This window comes from Pseudomonas sp. P4_C8, assembly GCF_056401975.1.
Genome location: NZ_JBFUIH010000028.1, coordinates 1 through 19187, shown reverse-complemented (window position 1 = coordinate 19187; position 19187 = coordinate 1). Strand labels below are relative to the sequence as shown.

General features: G+C 58.2%; 16 protein-coding genes and 1 pseudogene. 8 read left to right on the top strand and 9 right to left on the bottom strand.

Annotation, left to right across the window (positions count from 1 at the left end):
* Positions 1-80: 80 nt before the first annotated feature.
* On the bottom strand, positions 81-821 hold the full coding sequence (locus AC1DWM_RS18240) for a Mut7-C ubiquitin/RNAse domain-containing protein (protein WP_223519617.1): 741 nt from the start codon (positions 819-821) through the stop codon (positions 81-83).
* A 179-nt stretch (positions 822-1000) separates the two neighbouring features.
* On the opposite strand from AC1DWM_RS18240, the gene AC1DWM_RS18235 reads away from it, so the two are divergent.
* Positions 1001-1573, top strand: coding sequence for an eCIS core domain-containing protein (locus AC1DWM_RS18235; RefSeq protein ID WP_223519619.1), 573 nt, complete (start codon positions 1001-1003; stop codon positions 1571-1573).
* An 87-nt stretch (positions 1574-1660) separates the two neighbouring features.
* Here AC1DWM_RS18235 and AC1DWM_RS18230 read toward each other — a convergent pair whose 3' ends face one another.
* Together AC1DWM_RS18230 and AC1DWM_RS18225 are read right to left on the bottom strand one after the other, a co-directional pair.
* Positions 1661-2338, bottom strand: coding sequence for a DUF3313 domain-containing protein (locus tag AC1DWM_RS18230; protein ID WP_223519621.1), 678 nt, complete (start codon positions 2336-2338; stop codon positions 1661-1663).
* Between the two features lie 44 nt (positions 2339-2382).
* Positions 2383-2583: pseudogene (locus AC1DWM_RS18225) on the bottom strand (transporter); the annotation flags it as partial.
* A gap of 92 nt (positions 2584-2675) precedes the next feature.
* Between AC1DWM_RS18225 and AC1DWM_RS18220 the strand changes: the two are divergent.
* Entirely contained in the window at positions 2676-3419 is a 744-nt protein-coding gene (locus AC1DWM_RS18220) for a gamma-glutamylcyclotransferase (protein WP_477795813.1), read from the top strand.
* Positions 3420-3496: 77 nt separating this feature from the next.
* Here AC1DWM_RS18220 and AC1DWM_RS18215 read toward each other — a convergent pair whose 3' ends face one another.
* Positions 3497-4966 (bottom strand): sensor histidine kinase, encoded by a 1470-nt coding sequence (locus tag AC1DWM_RS18215; protein WP_477795812.1) that lies wholly within the window; start codon positions 4964-4966, stop codon positions 3497-3499.
* Positions 4967-5779: 813 nt separating this feature from the next.
* Here AC1DWM_RS18215 and AC1DWM_RS18210 point away from each other — a divergent pair.
* From AC1DWM_RS18210 to AC1DWM_RS18190, 5 genes are all read left to right on the top strand, one after another.
* Complete coding sequence (locus AC1DWM_RS18210; protein ID WP_223519627.1) at positions 5780-7030, top strand: OprD family outer membrane porin; 1251 nt, start codon at positions 5780-5782, stop codon at positions 7028-7030.
* 258 nt (positions 7031-7288) lie between these two features.
* Positions 7289-8644 carry a spinster family MFS transporter gene (locus AC1DWM_RS18205; RefSeq protein WP_477795811.1) on the top strand — a complete coding sequence of 452 codons (1356 nt, stop codon included), beginning with the start codon at positions 7289-7291 and terminating at the stop codon, positions 8642-8644.
* 84 nt (positions 8645-8728) lie between these two features.
* The gene (locus AC1DWM_RS18200; RefSeq protein WP_477795810.1) at positions 8729-9703 is read left to right on the top strand and encodes a cupin domain-containing protein; all 975 of its coding nucleotides are present in this window, start codon (positions 8729-8731) and stop codon (positions 9701-9703) included.
* A 97-nt stretch (positions 9704-9800) separates the two neighbouring features.
* A complete protein-coding gene (locus AC1DWM_RS18195) occupies positions 9801-10907 on the top strand; it encodes an NAD/NADP-dependent octopine/nopaline dehydrogenase family protein (protein WP_223519633.1) in 1107 nt (368 codons plus the stop codon).
* On the top strand, positions 10907-11905 hold the full coding sequence (locus tag AC1DWM_RS18190) for a 3-hydroxybutyryl-CoA dehydrogenase (RefSeq protein ID WP_223519634.1): 999 nt from the start codon (positions 10907-10909) through the stop codon (positions 11903-11905). Before AC1DWM_RS18195 ends, AC1DWM_RS18190 begins: the two co-directional genes overlap by 1 nt.
* Before the next feature lie 85 nt (positions 11906-11990).
* Here the strand turns inward: AC1DWM_RS18190 and AC1DWM_RS18185 are convergent, their stop codons facing one another.
* From AC1DWM_RS18185 to AC1DWM_RS18170, 4 genes are all read right to left on the bottom strand, one after another.
* Positions 11991-13256 carry an MFS transporter gene (locus tag AC1DWM_RS18185; RefSeq protein ID WP_477795809.1) on the bottom strand — a complete coding sequence of 422 codons (1266 nt, stop codon included), beginning with the start codon at positions 13254-13256 and terminating at the stop codon, positions 11991-11993.
* A 33-nt stretch (positions 13257-13289) separates the two neighbouring features.
* The gene (locus tag AC1DWM_RS18180) at positions 13290-14360 is read right to left on the bottom strand and encodes a sugar phosphate isomerase/epimerase family protein (protein WP_477795808.1); all 1071 of its coding nucleotides are present in this window, start codon (positions 14358-14360) and stop codon (positions 13290-13292) included.
* A gap of 112 nt (positions 14361-14472) precedes the next feature.
* Entirely contained in the window at positions 14473-15978 is a 1506-nt protein-coding gene (gene pdxR, locus AC1DWM_RS18175) for a MocR-like pyridoxine biosynthesis transcription factor PdxR (protein ID WP_477795807.1), read from the bottom strand.
* 85 nt (positions 15979-16063) lie between these two features.
* Positions 16064-16621, bottom strand: coding sequence for a P-loop NTPase family protein (locus AC1DWM_RS18170; protein ID WP_477795806.1), 558 nt, complete (start codon positions 16619-16621; stop codon positions 16064-16066).
* A gap of 752 nt (positions 16622-17373) precedes the next feature.
* Here AC1DWM_RS18170 and gbdR point away from each other — a divergent pair.
* Positions 17374-18477, top strand: coding sequence for a choline metabolism transcriptional regulator GbdR (gbdR, locus tag AC1DWM_RS18165; protein WP_223519644.1), 1104 nt, complete (start codon positions 17374-17376; stop codon positions 18475-18477).
* A gap of 82 nt (positions 18478-18559) precedes the next feature.
* Here gbdR and AC1DWM_RS18160 read toward each other — a convergent pair.
* The coding region (locus tag AC1DWM_RS18160; RefSeq protein ID WP_477795805.1) for an NAD(P)(+) transhydrogenase (Re/Si-specific) subunit beta at positions 18560-19187 on the bottom strand (628 nt) is incomplete at its 5' end.

Genomic DNA, 19187 nt, shown 5'->3' with positions numbered 1-19187 from the left:
GGTGTGAGTAGCCCCAGATTTCTTAGACACATCTGACTGACTGCTCTTGGCTGTGGATTCAACCGGCCCGATGCGCTTGGCTATCGGTTCAGGAGAGGTGCCAGCAATGCACACATGCCGCGCCAGTGCGAACCCTCCCAGTAAATCCGTTGGCAGGCGTCGCAGCGCAGAAAGCGCGAATAGAGGGCGCCAATGCGTGGCGGCACCTGGGGCCGAGCCAGTTCCGGGCTGATCTCGTGCAGCGGCAGGTTGCAATGAAGGCACAGGCTGAATGGCCGCGCGCTGCGCGCCAGGTCGAGGCGCTCATACAATTCGCGCAGCTGCAGCGACGGTTTCAGGGCATGCACGTAACAGCCGTGGCTGATGATCCGCCGCTTGAGCAGTTCGCGGTCGCGGGTTAGCACGATGCGTCCTTGCTGCGCAGCGATCTCGGCGATCTCGCTATCCTCGAAGCCATTGTCGTAGAGGGTATCGAAGCCGCTCATGCGCAGCAGGCTGGCCAGCCCGCCAAGGTGCGCATCCGCGACGAAGCGCAGCACCCGCAAAGGTTGCATACGAACCTTCAGCAGCGGGCTGATGTCCAGCGCTTCGAACTTGGGATACACCGCCAGCCGGTCACTGTCGAAGATCACCCGCTCGAAGCCCACCGACTCGCCGTTGAGCAGCACCAGTTCGACCTCGGTGTGCGGTATCCCGAGCGCTTCGATCATGTGCTTGACCGTCGCCCCTTGCGCGCACTTGCAGGTGAAGGACTGCCGCCGCCGTTCGGCCGGCAGGAAATCGTTGAGCTCCTCGTAGAAGCGAAAGGTTGCACTGGTCATGTTGAACAGTATAGGCAGGGCTGCAAGTTGAGCGCCTAAAATGGGGATTGAGTGGGAAGGTGGTCTGTCGCTTCCTGCGATTATCTTGGGGCGCTTGGTTCGGGACTACGCTAAAGCCATGCGGGTCGTCGATCAATGGAGACCCACTGTCCGCGCTGTGTCTGTCCTTGGAGCGCCCAATGCCGCCCATCACCACGCGCCTGGTGGCGCTGTTTGTTCTTTGCCTGACCTTTGAAGTGCCAGCCCAGACCGACGCCTGCCCAGCTGGCGAGACACGAGTATGCCTGGACAGCTGCATCTGCCTCCCAGCCGGGGGACAGCTTGAGGGTGTCTACCAGCTCGCGGCACCTGCCCTGGCGCTGTGGTTGACCCAAGCCCGCGCTGAAGCAGCCAACGCCGGCATCCAACCCATTCCACCGCACATCCGGGAGCAACTGCTGCGCTGGTACGACCCCAGCGTCCTCGATACCGCGCGCTACAAAGTCAGCGACAACGGCCAATTCAGCGCCGCCACTGCCATGCTGCAAAACCCCGATATCGGCGCCGTGACGCTGATCGACATCATCCTCTTCCGGGATGCTCAATCCGCAGAAGAGAACGTCATGCTCTGGGCTCACGAATTAAAGCATGTGCAGCAGTATCAGGAATGGGGGGTAGAAGGATTTGCCCGGCGGTATACACAAGATTTCAATGCTGTGGAGGCGCCGGCTTATGCCATACAGGCTGAGGTCAGACGGGTGGTGCGGGAGTGACTGACTGTAAAAAAGGTGACGGAAAAATAGATCCCCTTTTTTCCCTTATTCCCAGAGGAGGGTGAAAAACGGAAAGTTCTGTAACGGTCAACTGTGGATGAACGTCCAGAGATCGGTATTCAGTTTGTCGATAGCGGCTTTAAAGTCCTTGGTGGTGATTGACTGCTTGTCGTTCTCTAGCTGGGTGCCAAATATCTTGCGCACCACTTTGACTACGGTCTGATTGGTTCTAGCGTCAATGAACTCGGCTTCGATGAACAGATTAGTGTCTTGATCCCGGTGACCGGTGGCTGCCTGTGTCGCTCCGACAACGGCCGCGATCGGCATAATTTCATACCACTTCATGCCTTCGTTCGAAGCGCTGACGCCAGTGATTGCCGCACGCAGGATCAGAGTGTGTGACCCGGCCGGTGCAGCGGCCGCGCTAGACGCCCTCCGGTATTTTTGGCCCAGCACGCTTTTGGCCTTCCTGGACATGTAGTACTGCAAGTCGGCCAGAGTCTGCTGATTGACCTGCTCATTGGGTTTCGGCGCGGGGTAAAACTCCAGCGTTCTGAACGCGATGGTGTCATAAGCATTCGGGTTCCACGACGGGCTCACCCAGCGCATTGCCTTCTCACCCGTGGCGGTGGTCACTTCTTCCAGATTGTTGTAGTTGGACAAGAAACCGGAGTACTGCTCGCGCTCAGTGACTTGGGAGGTGCAACCGCCGAGTACCAGGCTGGCCAGTGCGACGCCGACAAACAACTTATGGGCCAAGGTCATAGTGGCTTCACTCCACGATTAAGTCGGGTTCCGTCAACAGAAAATCAGAAACGCCAAGTCATGTTTCCAGTCACGGCTTGAATCCAGGCGTTGTCGAACTGACTGCAGAGTTGATTGCCCGTTGTGGGCTTGGTCTGCTCCACCGGCATGTCGCCGAGCCAAACCATAGCCCAACTGACGTTGATGTCGGTGTCCTTACCCAGAGCATAGGTGGCTCCTGTGGCGATGCGCCAGGTTTGGCCGATGCTGCCTGTTACGAAGGACAGCATTCGACTGTGGATTCAGCACTTGGTGCTAGACTTTCCGGTTGATCAGCCGTGAGAGCCCGGTATGAACGATGAAAAAAACGACGCGATTCAAAGGGCAAAACCTGACAGCGGAACTCGTCGCTTGTGTTGAGCGGTTTGAGCCCGATCCTGGACCCGAACCGGGCACGACCGAACACACCAAAGCAGAGTTTGACGCGATGGTGGAGGCGCTTTTACGTGAATACAAACCGGAAGATCTTTGGGTCTTTGCTTATGGCTCACTGATATGGAATCCGGAGTTTGAATTTGTGGAGAGCCGCGGCGCCACCGCCTATGGGTGGCATCGGTCGTTCTGCCTGAAACTTACTCGCTGGCGCGGCACCCGCGAGTTGCCAGCCCTAATGTTGGCCCTCGACCGCGGCGGAAGCTGCAACGGGTTGGCATACCGGCTTCCAGCGCAAGATCACTTCAAACAACTGGGACTGTTAATGTTCCGGGAAATTGACGCAAACCCACCAACCAATGTTCCGCGCTGGATTTCGGTTAAAACCGAGACTGGGATATTGCGTGCATTAGCCTTTGTCGCAGCTCGCGACGGAATGGCCTATGCAGGCAAGTTGCCAATGGAAAAGGTTGCACATGTGTTGGCTCGCGCAGCCGGGCACTGGGGCTCGGCAGCCCAATATCTATTCCGGACCGTGACAATGCTGAAAGAGCATGGCATTCGTGACCGTAATATGTGGCGCATACAAAGCCTGGTCGCACAGGAAATCGAAGAGTTATTGGGAAAGAAAGGGGACGAATTTATTTTTCCGTCCCCTTTTGGAAAATAAATCCGTCCACTTTTTTTCTTTTTTTACCTTACGTCTCTCTCCACGGATCGGCGAGAACGGCTGCGCGAAGACGAGGGTTAGCGCAACGCGCTGGCTCTTCTTTCTACAATCCTGAAACTCAAGCGTACGGATGTTCCCTGTTGTTCATGGTGGGTCAGACGGGCTTCTCCACCAAAACTTTCCATGATCTGCTTCACCATAATCAGCCCTATGCCTAGCCTGCCTTGCTTAGTGGTGTAGAAGGTTTTGAACGCCATCATTTCTTGTTGCCGTGACGTTCCATTCCCGGTGTCACCAATGATGAGATGCAGCCATTGATGGGTTTCATCCACATAAGCCTGGATGGATAATTTTCCCCCGCCCTGCATTGCCTCTATTGCATTGGCAATGACGCTATTGAGAATTTGAGAAAGCAAAAGTGGATTACTGATGATTCGGAGGGCGGGCTCATTCTTGAACTCGACCTGGATTCTTGACTGAGCCAATTGCGCGCTGAAGCCGGCCAGAGTGGCGTGTACCACAATCATCGGTTCCACCAGTTCTGCCTCTCCACGGATCGGTCGCAAGCACAGCAGCAATTCGTGCACCCACTGCGACATCCGATCCACTTGGTTGACTATATCGTTGATATTCTTCTTGGAGGGTTGGCCGTCCATTTCACTCGCCAACTCTGCGCTGGAGCGGATGCAGGCAAGTGGATTGCGCAGACTGTGAGCGACCGCCGTGGACATTTCGACCAAGCCCACGTAGGTCTTGTTGGCGACGAGCTGGGCTTCCTGTGACGCCAGCTGAATCGATGCCCGTCGAACAATCCAATACAGCCCGACGTAAAGGAGCAGACCGCCGGCCGCCGTAGACAGCCAGATTATCCAGTGGCCACGATTGAGCCGTTCGATTAGATCGACCGGTTCCTTGTAAATTTCCACCACTGCCAGAGTATTCCCCAGATCATCTACCAAGGGGATGTAGCTCTCGATGAAGAACATTTTGGGAGCGAGCAAAAATTGCTGTTCGGGACGGCGTTCATCAGCGTTGCTGTATTTGGTGGAAATTCGGCCTTTCGAGTTGAATGCCGCTTCAAGTGGTTCGTCGTTCAGAATTGTTTGTCCGATAAGCTGCGGATTGGTCGACCACATCACTGTCCGAAGAGGGGAGTAGATGCTAATCAGGAGTGAGTCCGGGAGGTACGAAAGGTGGTCGAGGAACTCGGAGCGGGCACGGTGCCTGTTCAGCGACATTTCTTCCGACAGCACCCCATTTTGGGTGGCCGCCAAAACGTCGCCCATCCGCATCCCGGCCAACTCGTGGTGACGTATCTCACCCTGAGCGATGGTCTGGATAAATTGCGCTGACAACAGTGCGTCGCGCTCCAGGCTTTCGATGACCAGGAAACGGGTCGACACTGACCCCAGCCCGATGGCTATCGCGCTGATCAGGATGAAGCTGATGATCGAAAACCATCGCAGGAGGTTGGGTGGTTTTGTCGGCGAAATTGAGTCGGCCGCTCCCCGATCAAGGCGTCTGAAAAAAGCTGAATTTGGCTGCATGGGGAGTGTCCTTATTCATGCTGCACGTCCGGTTGTAGCAGCTTGAACAACTCAATGAGTTCTGGATGAATACCCAGCATTCTCTGTGCCAAAAACCTCAGACGTACATAACGTAGGGTAAGGCAGGCAGTAATCGTTCTGTTTAGTGCCTGAGACGGAACAAATGGTGGTTTCCAGGCATTCGTCAGCGCGAAAGAAAACGCATTCCTGGGGAAATAGAACCAACTCTGGGGACAATCCCCCTGCGAAGGGTGATGTCAGGGGCGTCTATAGAAACCAGTTAGCTGTTTTGGGGTGAGAGCGACGCTGGTCAGTGTCAGCGTATGGCCGATTGCTGCGTGTTACGAAGGACTTCCTCTCGATGCACACCCCGTTCCGCTTCTGAGTCGACTAAGGGAAAACTTTAGCCGGGTTGAAGATTTCCCCCCTGCGGATGCTGTTCATCTCAATACCGACGCGGCGTCTACTCACTTACCTTGCTTAGCCAAGAGGCGTGTCGTCGTAGCGGCCTGTTCCATTGAGCTCGCCTGGCGTTTTGCCCCATAACAATAAGAGGCCTGACAATGTTCAAACCCAACGTCCAATACATCTCCCATGCAATTCGCCTGAGTGTGGCTGGTATCTGCCACGCAACTTCCCAGTCGCCAACCTGTGCACCCTCGAGCGACGCACTGCGCGCGTGAACGTTTGCTCTGATGAGCACCCTGGCGGATTTAATAAGGCTCGGTGTTCGGCTGCCGCCGTTTTAGTTCTTGGTTTGATTCTGCTCCTATAAATACAGTGCTCAAGCACATACAGATGTGGAGATGTCAGATGTATGAGGTAAAGCAATCTCGCCGTGGGCTTGGTATTGCCAGCGTGGTGGGGATGATTTGTTCGCCTTTGACAGCCTATGCCGGTGTTGTTGATGACAGTCACTTCAAAGTGGATACACGTAACTTCTACCTGCACCGCAATTACACCAATACCAATGCGCCTGTGTCTGAAGTGCATAGTTGGTCTCAGGGTTTCGATGCGCAGTTCACCTCCGGTTACACCGATACGGCCCTGGCAATCGGCCTGGATGTGGATGCGCAATACGCCGTGCGCCTGGATTCCTCGGGTAACGACGGTTCGCTGCCGTTCAGCGTAAGCGAACAGCAGACGGCCCCTGAATACAGTCGCGCCGGTGCGACCTTCAAGACGCGCTACAGCAAGACCGAGTTGAAGGTCGGTGATCTTCGCCCGCAATTACCGGTGGCGTTCGATGACACCAGTCGGCAGTTGGACACCATTTACCAGGGGGCCGTGGTCGAGTCCAAGGAAGTCGATGGGTTGACGTTGACCGGCGGCCGTTTCTGGTCTGCCGTTACACGGGAATCTTCTGACCACGCAAAACTGTACAAATTTGGCACCCCCGCCAATCTCGACAGTGACGGCCTGGACTTTGGCGGGGCAACTTACGACATTACCAAGAACCTACAAGTCAGTTACTTCTATGGCGTCTTGCAGGATATTTATCAGCAGCACTATTTTGGCCTGATGCATATGGCTGATCTGGGCAATGGCTACAAACTTAAAACCGACTTGCGCTACTTCAATAACAATGAAGCTGGCAGTGCTTTGGACGGTGAGATTGACAACCGTGCCTACGGCGCATTGTTCAGCTTGCTCAAGGGTGCACACATGTTTGGCCTCAGTTACCAGCGCATGCTCGGTGACAGCGTGTTCCCAACTATGAATGGTTTTATCCCACAACCCTACCTGGTGCATTGGGGGTCGGTGGGATTTATCCGTCCCGATGAAAAGTCCTGGGGCGCGCGCTATAGCTATGACTTTGCCGGGATGGGCATGCCGGGGCTGAAGTTCTTCACCCGTTACTACAAGGGAACCAACTGGGACCGCGGCGGCAACCTGAGCGACAACCAGGAAAGCGAACGCTATCTGGGGCTCAACTACGTGGTGCAAAGCGGGGCGCTGCAAGGCCTGGGGCTGGACCTGCGCAACATCGACGTAAAACAGAAGTACGGCTACGACTACAACGAGTTCCGTTTCGCCACGACTTACACCTGGAAGTTCTGGTAAGCGCTGTTGCAGGGCGCGACTGCGCCTTGCCTAAAACGCGCTGAGCCGATTACCCTCCCGGCGCCACGGAGCCAGGCGGGTGTTTTACCCCATAACAATAAGAGGCCTGACCATGTTCGAACCCATCGTTTTTTACATCTCCCAGGCAATCCGCCTGCCGGTGGCAGGCATCTGCCCCGCAAATACCCAGTCGGTGTCCTGCGCACCGTCACCCGGCGCGCTGCGCGCTTGAGCGGATTCCAAGAGGAGCAAACATTAGTGAATATCCAAGTCGATGATGCGGTACTGCAGAAGAAGAAAACGTACATTTACGAGTGGTATGTGGTGGCTCTGTGCATGCTTGCCTACATATTTTCATTTGTGGATCGGCAGATCCTGGCGCTGATGATCGAGCCGATCAAAGCCGACTTGCAGATCAGTGATACCCAGTTCAGCTTGTTGCACGGGCTGGCCTTTTCGTTGTTCTACGCGTTCATGGGCATGCCCATCGCCTATCTGGCCGACCGCTTCTCCCGTCCGAAGATCATCGCCGTCGGTGTGGTGTTCTGGAGCCTGGCGACTGCCGCCTGTGGCCTGAGCAAGAACTTCCTGCAAATGTTCCTCGCCCGCATCGGTGTCGGCGTCGGCGAAGCGGCCCTGTCGCCGTCGGCCTACTCGATGTTCAGCGATATGTTCCCCAAGGAGAAGCTCGGCCGCGCAGTGGGTATCTACTCGATCGGCTCGTTCGTCGGTGGCGGTCTGGCCTTTCTGGTCGGCGGCTATGTGATCGCGATGCTCAAGGACATGAACACCATCGAGGTCGCCTTTCTCGGCGCAATGAAGGCCTGGCAGCTGGCGTTCTTCATTGTCGGCCTGCCCGGCATCCTGGTTGGCCTGTTGATCTGGCTCACCGTACGCAATCCGGCGCGTAAAGGCCTGCAGGTCGATGCGCAGGGTCGGGCCAAGAAGGTCGCGCTGAGCGATGGCTTTCGCTTCCTCGGCCGCCACCGTGCCACCTTCGCCTGCCACTACCTGGGCTTTTCGTTTTACGCCATGGTCCTTTTCTGCATGATGAGCTGGAGCCCGGCGCTGTATATCCGCAAGTTCGGCCTGTCGCCGATGGAGGCGGGCTACATGCTCGGCACCGTGCTGTTGCTGGCCAACACCGCTGGGGTGTTATTTGGTGGATGGCTCACCGACTATTTGGCCAAGAAAGGTCATCAGGACGCCGCCATGCGCACTGGAGTCATCGGTGCCCTCGGCATGGCGGTGCCGGCCGTGCTGTTCCCCCAAGCCGATCAACTGTGGCTGTCGGTGACCCTGCTGGTGCCGGCGATGTTCTTCGCCTCGTTCCCGATGCCGGCGTCCACGGCGGCAATGCAGATCCTCGCGCCGAATCAGGTGCGCGCGCAGGTCTCGGCAATGTTTCTGCTGATCAGCAATCTGCTGGGGTTGGGCCTGGGGACCACGCTGGTGGCGCTGTTGACCGACCGTTACTTCGGTTCGCCGGCGGCGGTGGGCTCGTCGATGTCGCTGGTGATCGCCGGCGCGTCGGCGTTGACAGTGCTTCTGCTATGGCGTGGTTGCCGCCGTTTCCGCGAAAGCTATGCCCGGGAGTACCCGACCCAGGCTTGACATAAATAGTCCATGATCGGCACCTTGGCCTCGCTCCGTTTGAACGGAGCGGGGCCAATTTGCTCCAGTTCGGGAGAGCCACTGATGTTGAATGACGTACACCTGCTGGAACGGCACAGCCTGCTCAGCTCGGCCGATTACCGTGAGATCAAGGACAAGGTCAGCCAATACCTGTGCCCGCACAGCTTTAACGTACTGCGTGACGAACCCATTTACACCCGGCTCAACGGCGTATTCTTCGGCGCATCGGCGCTGCTCGACTTGCGCTATGGCGCGCCCGTGGAGATCAACATCGGCGACATAGCCGATCAGTACCTGTTCCGCATTACCTTGCAGGGGCAGTGCGAGGTGGCCCACGGGCGGCGTAGTGCGGCGATGCAGTCGGGCTACCTGAGCATTTCCTCGCCGTTCGCGACAAGCCGCATCATCACCGATGGCCAATGCCGCAACCTGATTCTGCGCGTCGACCGTGATGCCTTGGAGACGCAACTGCAACGCCTGCTCGGCCGCAGCCTGCGGCAGTCGGTGATCTTCGATGTCAGCGTCGACCATCTGGGTGCCGGCGTCGTCAGTCTCTATCACACCCTGGACTACATCTGTCGGCTTTACGGCAGCGGCGTGGACGGTTCGCGTATCGCCAGCGGCCTGTCCGAATACCTGATGCAACTGCTGCTCACACAGTTGCCGCATAACTACTCCGCGGATCTTTTGATCGATTCGCGCGCGCCGCTGCCGCACCACGTGAAGAAGGCCCGTGACTACATCGAGGAGCACCTCGACGAACCGATCAGTCTGGCGACCCTGAGCGAGCTGTGTGGCGTGTCGGTCCGCACCTTGCAAAACGGCTTCAAGCAGTTTCTCCAGCAGGCACCGGTCGAGTACATCCGTGACCGTCGTCTGGCGGTGATCCACGAGTCGCTGAAGCAGGGCAGGGACGGCGAAACCGTCACCGATATCCTGTTGCGTCACGGCATCAACAGCTTCGGGCATTTCTCCAGCGCCTATCGGCAACGCTATGGCTGCTTGCCGTCGGACACTCTACGGCGGCAAGCGCATTAATACTTCTGCGTAATCCGTCAGTCGGCTGCGCAATCGGATAAGTGTGTGACGGCATGGATCGATAGCATCGAGACTCTTACAAAAAAGGAGCATCTCCATGAATATTACCGTGCTGGGTGGCGGTCACGGCTGCTACGCCGCTGCTGTCGAAATGGCTGAAAAGGGGCATACGACCCGCCTGTGGCGTCGCGACTCCGCCGCGCTCAAGGAGCTGCTGGACATCGGCAGCCTGACGATCAAGGACTACCAGGGCACTCGCCAGTTGTCCGTCGGCAAACCGGGCGACAAGCTGTCGCTGACCGACAACCTTGCCGAAGCCCTGAGCGACGCGCAACTGGTCATCATTCCGCTGCCGTCGACCTCCCACGAAGACCTGGCCAAACACGTCGCACCGCACCTGCACGACGGTCAAGTCTTGTTCTTGCCGCCGGGCACCTTTGGCAGCTACGTGTTCGCCAAGGCCATGGCTGATGCGGGCAACCAGAGCAAGGTCGCCTTCGCAGAAACCGGCACGCTGCCGTACCTGGTGCGCAAGCACGGTGCCAGCGACCTGGTGATCAGTTGCTACGCCACCCGCCTGCCGACCGGCGTGTTCCCGAGCAACCTGTCCGAGCACGCCTTCGCTGTGCTGCGCGAGGCCTACCCGAGCGTCGAGCCGATTGAAGACGCCCTGAGCGGTGCGTTGATGAACGCAGGTCCCATCATCCACCCGCCGCTGATCATGATGAATGCCGGGCCGCTGGAGCATTTCGAGGCGTGGGACATTCACAACGAGGGCACCCAGCCGTCGATCCGCCGCGTGACCAACCAGCTCGACGCCGAGCGCATGGCCGTGCGCGAAGCACTGACTTACGGCGCGCCGCATTTCCCGCTGGCCGACCACTACAACAGCACCGAAGGCGAGGAGTGGATGTACGGTCGCGGTGCCCATGGCAAGCTGACCGATAGCGGTGACTGGCGCGAAGACATCGACCTGCAGAAGCATCGGTACATGCTGGAAGACACTCGCCTGGGCCTGTCCTTCCTGGTTTCCGTCGGCCGCTGGGCCGGTGTGCCGACCCCTGTAGCGCAGGGCCTGCTGAGCATTGCTTCGGTCGTCGCTGCACGTGACCTCTACGCCGAAGGCCGCACCCTGGAAAACCTCGGTCTGGCCAACCTGAGCCGGGCGCAGATGACCGAGCTACTGACCAAGGGCTACAACTGATGAACGCTGCGCTGCCTCAAGTCAGCGTGGTCGGTGCCGGCCGGATGGGCGAGGGCATTGTCCTGGCGTTCATCCATGCGGGCCTGCCGGTAAACCTGATCGACATCAAGGACCGCGACGAAGACGAGCGACGGGTCTACTTCGAGCGAGTGCGGAGTAACATCCGCAGCGAGCTACAAATGCTGGTACACCTCGGCGTGCTCCAGGTGGAACAGGCGGACATCGCCCTATCCCGGGTGACGGTGCAATCCAAATCCCAGGCCGCGACGACGTTGCACCAGTGCGACCTGGTGTTCGAAGCGGTGCCGGAAGTCATCGCGGTCAAGCAGGAGACCTTCGCCTGGGTCAGCGAGCATGTCGCGCCGTCGACGATCATTGCGTCGACCACGTCGACCTTTCTGGTCACCGAGCTGAGCGAAATGGTCAGTGAGCCGAAGCGCTTCGTGAACGCGCACTGGCTGAATCCGGCGTACCTGATGCCGCTCGTGGAAGTCAGCCGCAGCGAAGCGACCTGCCCGCAGGTGGTCGAGCGGCTGTTGCAACTGCTCAAGCGCATCGGCAAGGTGCCCGTGGTGTGCAATCCGGTGGCCGGTTACATAGTCCCGCGCATCCAGGCACTGGCGATGAACGAAGCCGCACGGATGGTGGAGGAGGGCGTGGCCAGCGCAGAAGATATTGACACCGCGGTGCGCGTCGGCTTTGGCCTGCGTTTCTCGGTGCTGGGCTTGCTCGAGTTCATAGACTGGGGTGGCGGCGACATCCTCTACTACGCCTCGCGCTACCTCAGTGGAGCGCTGGACCCGCGTTTCCAGTCGCCGCAGGTGATTGCCGACAACATGCAAAACGGCCGCAATGGCTTGCGAGACGGACAGGGTTTCTACGATTACCGCGACATGGACGTGGAAAGCTACAAGCAGCAACGTCTTGGCGACTTTGTCCGCAAGCTGGAGTTGTCGGGGCTGACGCCAGCTTTCGATGGCGCCTTGAGGCAGGCCTGAGCATCAGGGCCCGGATGTCGGGCCCTGATCGTCGAGCTGCATAATCTGTAAAGCCGCTAACGCTTTATCCAGATTGTGCGCTAGCTCAGGCTTGCGCCGCACTCATCCCTGCAGTGGCCGGGGATTTTTTGCGCACCGCTTGATAGAGCAGGCTGGACACCATGAATCCCACAACGGCCAGTATGCTCATCAGGCTGAAGACATAGTTGTAACCCTGTTGGCCAGGGAAGTGGTCGAGGATCGCGCCATAGATGACGTAGGCAAACATGCCGGGTGCATAACCGATCAGGCAACCGATGCCGAAGGCCGAGCCGGTGATGTGCTGGGGAATGCCGACTTCACCCATGGGGGCCCAGAACACGCCGCGCATGGAGAACACGATCAGGGCGAAGGACAGGGTGGCGGCCATGCCCGCATAGATGAAGCCGGGGCTTTTCGGAATCAGCATGATCACGCCCATCAGCGGTAACAGCGCCAGGAATGCCCACTTCAGGTAGCGGCTGGTGCTCTTGAACTGCTTGTCGGCAATGAAACCGCCGGCAGGCCCGCCGAGGATCTTCAGGAAGTACTGGTTGATGATGCCGTAGGCGCCCACCAACGCCACGGGCAACCCGTACATTTCCTTGAGGTAGGGAATGAAATAGGTCAGGCCGCAGTAGACGATGTAGACCATGAACACGTTGAGGCTGACCAGCCAGATTCCCGGAACCTTGATCGCTTCCATCAAGTTCGCCAGACCATTCTTCGGCTTGGCCGCCGACTGCGCGTTGCCGCCCTTGAGCAGGAACCAGGTCAGGGTGCCAGCCAGAATGTCGATGACCGAGTAGAACAGGATCGCCGACTTCAGGCCGGTTTCGCCCGAACCCATGGCGACGAACACGCCCAGGGCGGAAAAGGCCACCAGTGTATCCACCACGCCACGCCCGCCTTCGAGCAGGCCGAACAACCGGCCTTGCTCCTGATCGTCACCCAGGTTGCGGATGGCTTTGAGCAGTGATGGCCAGAACAGGCAGTCGGCACAAATCGCCAACAGACTGAACACGATCAGCAAATTGCTGAAGGGCGGAAAGGTCGCCAGGTACAACCCCAGGCCACCGGTCCCGATCAGGCCGAGGGGGATCAGTTTGCGCGTGTCGTAGCGATCGGCGAGCAGGCCGCCAAGCACAAACAGCGCAGTAGCGATGATCGCGTTGGCACTCAGCAGCATGCCGATTTCAGTGTGGCTCAAGCCCATGAATTCCTGCATGGGTACATAGAAGGCGTCCTTGAGGTTCGCCAGCTTGTAGATGGTGCCACCACCGAGGATGAGGATCAGGAATCTGAGCCATTTGGCCTTGTTTTGAATTGTCATTATTGTTCTCCGGGCGTAATCGGGTCGTCAGGATCAGGCGTTGGAAGGGCTGGCCAGGGTCAGTTCGGCCAAGGTGCGAAACTCGGCCAGCAGGCTGCGGACATAGGCGACCTGGTTGTTCGCCCAGCGGTGTTCATCGGCCAGCATTTGCTCAAGCGAGTAGCCGTTCGGAAGCGGCGTTTCGCTCATCTCCCGGTAAGCAATGAAGGGATCGGCCGCCTCAAGGCTTTGGCGGAAGGCCGGGGCCACGTAGTGATTTTCCTGCTCGAGAATGAATGCAATCACCTGCGGGGTTGCTTCGCCCAGCATCAACAGCTCGAACAGCATGCGGGCGCTGGGCAGATCGTCCTCGTCGCTGCCCTGCAATACGCCGTAATGGCCGAAGCCGTTTTGCTCGGGGACGATGCGCACACCTTTCATGTGCGTCTGACGGATGTGCGGCGCCAGGTTGCGCAGGGCCTGCAGGGGCTGTTCGCAGGCATTGATCATGTTGCCGAAGTCGAACAGGGCATGCAGACGAGGGTGGTCGAGGCGGTTGAGCAGTTGCGCGATCTCGCCGCTCTTGAGTTCCTCATGCTGCTCGAAGTCAAAGTACAGATCGTGTGCGTCGGCCTGTTGCGCGAGGTAGTGCAGGTCGGTCTCGATCACGTCCATGACCCGCGACAGCGTGCCCTCGTAACGTGAGTAAACACGGATGTTGCGCACCCCCAGAGTCCTGGCGATGGCGATTACCTGATCGACATCCTTTTTCAGCGTACTGCTGATTTCCAGGTGCACATCCAGCCCCAGCGCTTTGGCCTTGGCGGCAAACGCCTGGAGCTGCGCGGGTGACATTTGGCTCAGGCTGTTTTCCTCGCCGTCGAGCAAGTGCAGGCTCAGGCCTTGCAGCTCGTGGCGATAGGCGAAGTCCAGCAGGTCGGCAGGGGTGACACGACCGTGGGTGAGGTTGGTCAGTAGCGGGTAGGCGTGGGCAAACAGGCGCAATTGCCCGAGACGCTCAAGCAACCGCCGGGCCAGTGCGTCCGTCAGCACGGGAACAGCCCCGTCTTCGACCACCTTATGGCTCAGCAAGGCGTTGAATCGTTCCTGGATCTTATTGTTCATTAGAGTCGTTCCTGGTTCAGACACCGGGTCTACCGGCGCAGCCTTTATCGCGCCAGTCAGGAACTCTCGATAGATCCATTATCAGTTAATTGATAAGACCACTTGCCTCGCATCAACTGGTCGGCGGCAGATAACCCAATGTGCGCAAGGCCTGGGCCAGCGCCTCGACACGCTCCCGGGCCTGGTTTTCAGGCGTGCCGGCAAAGCCGATCAACAGGGCCGGCGGCAGGGCATGCTTGATGCGGTAGTCGCTCAAGGCGTAGGTGTGGATGTTGTGCTGGGCCAGTTGACGGGCGATGTCAGTGTCACTGAGTTTGGGGGGCAGCCAGGCGATCAGGTGCATGCCGGCATCCGCCGGGGTGATCGTGAAGAAGCTGCCAATCTGCTTTTCAAGCTGTTCGATCAATGCCTGCTGGCGCGCCTTGTACAGCGCACGCATGCGGCGGATGTGCCCCAGAAAGTGACCTTCGCCCATGAAGTCCGCCGTTGTCGCCTGAAGCAGTGTGGGCGGACTGCGATCCATGACCGCGCGCAGGGTGCAAAAGGGTTCGACCAGGGCCTGCGGCAGAATCACGTAACCCAGTCTCAGTGACGGAAAGAGAACTTTACTGAACGTTCCGACGTAGATCACTCGGGCCATCTGGTCCATGGCATACAGCGCCGGAAGGAGGCGGCCACTGTAGCGAAACTCACTGTCGCAATCGTCCTCGATGATCCAGCTCTGATGCTGCGCAGCCCAGTCGATAAGTGCCTGGCGCCGCGCGTAACTCAGCGTGACACCCAAAGGATGCTGGCGCGAAGGCGTGCAAAACACCAGGCGGGCATCAGGGCACTCGGTCAGGCCTTGCTGGACATCGATCCCCTGTTCATCGATACGCAACGCAACCACCTGAGCCCCCTGGGCCTGCAAAGCAATGCGCGCGGCGATGTGCCCCGGGTCCTCCATCCAGACGCTGTCCTGTGGATTGAGCAGTAGCATGCCCAGCAGGTTGAACGCTTGCTGCGCGCCGGAAACAATCACCACTTGCCCGGCATTGCAGTCGATGCCACGTGCATCGAAAACGTATTCGGCAATCGCCGTGCGAAACGCCTGCAAGCCTTGCAACTCGCCATAACCCAGAATGGCCTTGGTTGGCTTGAGCAAATGACGGTTCATCAGGCGCCGCCAGATCGCCTGCGGGAAGGCGTCATAAGTGCTGTGGCTGGGCAGAAAGGAAGTCGGGGTCGCGGGGTCCCAGTCGGCATAGGACACCCCGCGAAAATGATCGCTGCGCAGCGACAACATCGACTGGCTCAGGTCGGACAGGCGCGGTGGCTGGCGCGGTTGCTCGTCTTCGATACCCCGGCTTTCCCACTCAGTGCCGACATACGTACCGGCGCCGGTGCGCGAGGCCAGGAAACCTTCGGCAATCAGCTGATCGAACGCATTGAGAATGGTGATCCGCGACAACCCCAACTCGTTGCTCAAGGTCCGGGTCGACGGCAGGCGCACGCCCCCCTGGATTCTGCCGTTGAGTATCTGTTTGCGAATCTGCAGATACAGTTGACGGTACAGGGGAATGGCACTGGCACGGTCCAGCTCGATAGCCGACAGCAGCAAACCTGCGGGGGATTTCATGACATGCTCGTCTGGGGGAGATGGGGTTTGACCTGGGAACTGTCAGGCGATGGAGAGGGAAGGGTATCGAGTGGTACTCGATAAGTCATCTGTCTGGGGTTGAGGTTAATTCAGGACAGGTTTCAGACGTTGCAGGCAAGCTGTCGAGAAATGCGGCAATCTGCCGGGTACCACGCAAATGCACCGTAGGAATTTGCGGGCCTATGGCCAAGCGCACCGCCTCGATGCCTGGACGGTAGCCACGATCGAAATTCCACACGAAATTCAGAAAGGTCAGGAATGCCCGGTCGAGCTTCTCTGTACAGCCTGCTGCAAGGTCAGGGCGAGGGCGGTTCGTTACGCTGCGAATGATCACCCGAGTGAAACAGGTGAGCCGCGGCGTATCGAGCCAGATGATCAAGTCGGCACGGGGCAGGCGAAGATCGAATGTACGTCGGGCATAGTTGCCTTCACAGATCCACGCAGCCGGTGCGATCGCTTCACTGACCCGTGTGCGGAACTGCTCAGCGTCGGGTTCGACCCAGTCGGGCTCCCAGAACAGTGTGTCCAGGTGCACCACGGGCAAGGCAAGGCGGATGCCGAGGGCGCGGGCGAGGGTAGATTKGCCGCTACCGGCATTGCCCAGAATTACAATCCGTTGCATGGTCGGACTTCCTGTCGCGAAAAAAGCCGGCGATTGTGCAGGTTTTGGGGCGCCAGTTAAAGGCTGATGGGGGGCTAGCGCACCACAGGAATGATTTTTTTGTTGCCTGCTGCGCTATATGCAGATGAGAGCAAGATACTGCCCCCTCTTTGTCACATTGAACGTTTGCTTCTGGCCGTTTGCTACCTGTAGTGAGGGGCTGCAATCTACCCATACCGGCCCGTCATAACCGCTGCCGACTTCACTTTGGTGCCACCTTGAATTTCGAGCTCGTTTTTTGATGGGGAAGTATCAAACACGAACGTATACCGCTCTGATAATCGCGTCCATTGTGTATCGGCCTAGATCCGGTTACTGGTACGCCTTGTCCCGGTCACAGAGCACTTTCATAGCGCATAGCGCTTGTGCCAGCCCAAATCGGGGCATTGGTCATTATTGTTTTCAAAAACCGACATGTAGGTGTCGGTTACAAATAAGTTGTCGTTTATAGACATCTCTCGCGTATGTGCTACGAATGTGCACAACGTTGATGAGCGCAGGCTCAAACTCAAGCGTTTTCCTTATGGCTCCCGCCCTGCAAACCCTCAGCTTAGAGACATTGAGTGATGTCGTTTTTGGATCCACTAAAACTTATGTAATTGGGTATGACCTTTGCAGATTGAATAGGAACAAACCCACCAACTTTTGGATGGGAGAATAAAAAGAGCCTCTGCCTGAGGCCATTCACACGCTTTGTGTGAGGAGATACCGCGATGACGTCGTTCAACTCCGGGGCCCAACCCCAGAACCGTGCGCCTCAATCCATCGGCTTTCTGCTGCTGGACAATTTCACGCTGATTTCTCTGGCGTCCGCTGTAGAACCGCTACGGATGGCCAACCAGTTGTCCGGTCGCGAGCTGTATCGCTGGACCACTCTCACCGTCGATGGCAGCCAGGTCTGGGCCAGTGATGGCCTGCAAATCACCCCTGACGCTTCCATGCACAAAGCACCGCCAATGGACACGATCATCGTTTGCGGTGGCGTCGGCATTCAGCGCACCGTTACCCGTGAACACGTATCCTGGCTGCAAAGCCAGGCCCGCAAGGCCTGCCGACTCGGTGCGGTCTGCACCGGTAGTTGGGCCCTGGCTTGCGCCGGACTGCTCGATGGTTTCGATTGCAGCGTGCACTGGGAATGCCTGGCCTCGATGCAGGAAGCCTTCCCGCGTGTGGTCATGAGCACGCGCTTGTTCACCCTGGACCGTAACCGTTTCACCAGTTCCGGCGGCACCGCGCCACTGGACATGATGCTGCACCTGATCAGTCGTGATCACGGCCGTGAACTGTCCGCCGCAATCTCGGAAATGTTTGTCTACGAGCGCATCCGCAACGAACAGGATCACCAGCGCGTGCCGCTCAAGCACATGCTTGGTACCAATCAACCGAAGTTGCAGGAAATCGTCGCACTGATGGAAGCCAACCTCGAAGAGCCGATCGACCTCGACGAACTGGCGGTGTACGTCGCTGTTTCGCGTCGACAGCTGGAGCGGCTGTTCCAGAAGTACCTGCACTGCTCGCCGTCGCGTTACTACCTGAAACTGCGTCTGGTCCGTGCGCGACAGTTGCTCAAGCAAACGCCGATGTCGATCATCGAAGTGGCTTCGATCTGTGGCTTCGTGTCCACGCCGCACTTCTCCAAGTGCTACCGCGAATACTTCGGCATTCCGCCGCGTGACGAGCGCGTCGGTTCCAATACCACGCAGCAGGTGGCGATGATACCGCTGCCGCAAGCATTGGTGCTCTCGCCGTTGGCCGGTTCGATGTCGGCTTTGAGCCAGGCACGTAACGAGTCAACCTTTGCCAGCGTTCGTCTATAAATCTTCACCCCTATCCTGCGAAAGCGTAACGTTCGCAGGATAGGGGAATGCGCTTCATTTTAGTGTTGTGCTGAGGCAGGACTTACTCGACGGCTTTGACCATGTCTTCGATGACTTTCTTGGCGTCGCCGAACACCATCATGGTCTTGTCCAGGTAGAACAGCTCGTTGTCCAGGCCGGCATAGCCGCTGGCCATCGAACGCTTGTTGACGATGATGGTCTTGGCCTTGAACGCTTCCAGAATCGGCATGCCGGCAATCGGCGATTTCGGATCGTTCTTCGCCGCCGGGTTGACCACGTCGTTGGCGCCCAATACCAGCACCACGTCAGCCTGGCCGAACTCGGAGTTGATGTCTTCCATCTCGAACACCTGGTCGTAAGGCACTTCGGCCTCGGCGAGCAATACGTTCATGTGGCCAGGCATCCGACCGGCAACCGGGTGGATCGCGTACTTCACAGTCACGCCGCGATGGGTCAGTTTCTCGGTCAGTTCTTTTAGCGCGTGCTGTGCCCGTGCAACCGCCAGGCCGTAACCCGGAACGATGATCACGGTGTCGGCGTTGGTCAGCAGGAAGGTCGCGTCGTCAGCCGAACCGGACTTCACCGGACGGGCTTCCTGGGCGCCTGCAGGACCGGCGGCGGCTGTGTTGCCGAAACCGCCAAGCAGTACGTTAAAGAAGGAGCGGTTCATCGCCTTGCACATGATGTAC

Excerpts from the sequence above, each read along its gene's own strand:
- AC1DWM_RS18200 (WP_477795810.1), top strand. The coding sequence starts at position 8,729 with ATGTTGAATGACGTACACCTGCTGGAACGGCACAGCCTGCTCAGCTCG.
- AC1DWM_RS18240 (WP_223519617.1), bottom strand. The coding sequence starts at position 821 with ATGACCAGTGCAACCTTTCGCTTCTACGAGGAGCTCAACGATTTCCTG.
- AC1DWM_RS18230 (WP_223519621.1), bottom strand. The coding sequence starts at position 2,338 with ATGACCTTGGCCCATAAGTTGTTTGTCGGCGTCGCACTGGCCAGCCTG.
- AC1DWM_RS18210 (WP_223519627.1), top strand. The coding sequence starts at position 5,780 with ATGTATGAGGTAAAGCAATCTCGCCGTGGGCTTGGTATTGCCAGCGTG.
- AC1DWM_RS18180 (WP_477795808.1), bottom strand. The coding sequence starts at position 14,360 with ATGAACAATAAGATCCAGGAACGATTCAACGCCTTGCTGAGCCATAAG.
- pdxR (WP_477795807.1), bottom strand. The coding sequence starts at position 15,978 with ATGAAATCCCCCGCAGGTTTGCTGCTGTCGGCTATCGAGCTGGACCGT.
- AC1DWM_RS18215 (WP_477795812.1), bottom strand. The coding sequence starts at position 4,966 with ATGCAGCCAAATTCAGCTTTTTTCAGACGCCTTGATCGGGGAGCGGCC.
- gbdR (WP_223519644.1), top strand. The coding sequence starts at position 17,374 with ATGACGTCGTTCAACTCCGGGGCCCAACCCCAGAACCGTGCGCCTCAA.
- AC1DWM_RS18185 (WP_477795809.1), bottom strand. The coding sequence starts at position 13,256 with ATGACAATTCAAAACAAGGCCAAATGGCTCAGATTCCTGATCCTCATC.
- AC1DWM_RS18235 (WP_223519619.1), top strand. The coding sequence starts at position 1,001 with ATGCCGCCCATCACCACGCGCCTGGTGGCGCTGTTTGTTCTTTGCCTG.
- AC1DWM_RS18220 (WP_477795813.1), top strand. The coding sequence starts at position 2,676 with ATGAAAAAAACGACGCGATTCAAAGGGCAAAACCTGACAGCGGAACTC.
- AC1DWM_RS18190 (WP_223519634.1), top strand. The coding sequence starts at position 10,907 with ATGAACGCTGCGCTGCCTCAAGTCAGCGTGGTCGGTGCCGGCCGGATG.
- AC1DWM_RS18195 (WP_223519633.1), top strand. The coding sequence starts at position 9,801 with ATGAATATTACCGTGCTGGGTGGCGGTCACGGCTGCTACGCCGCTGCT.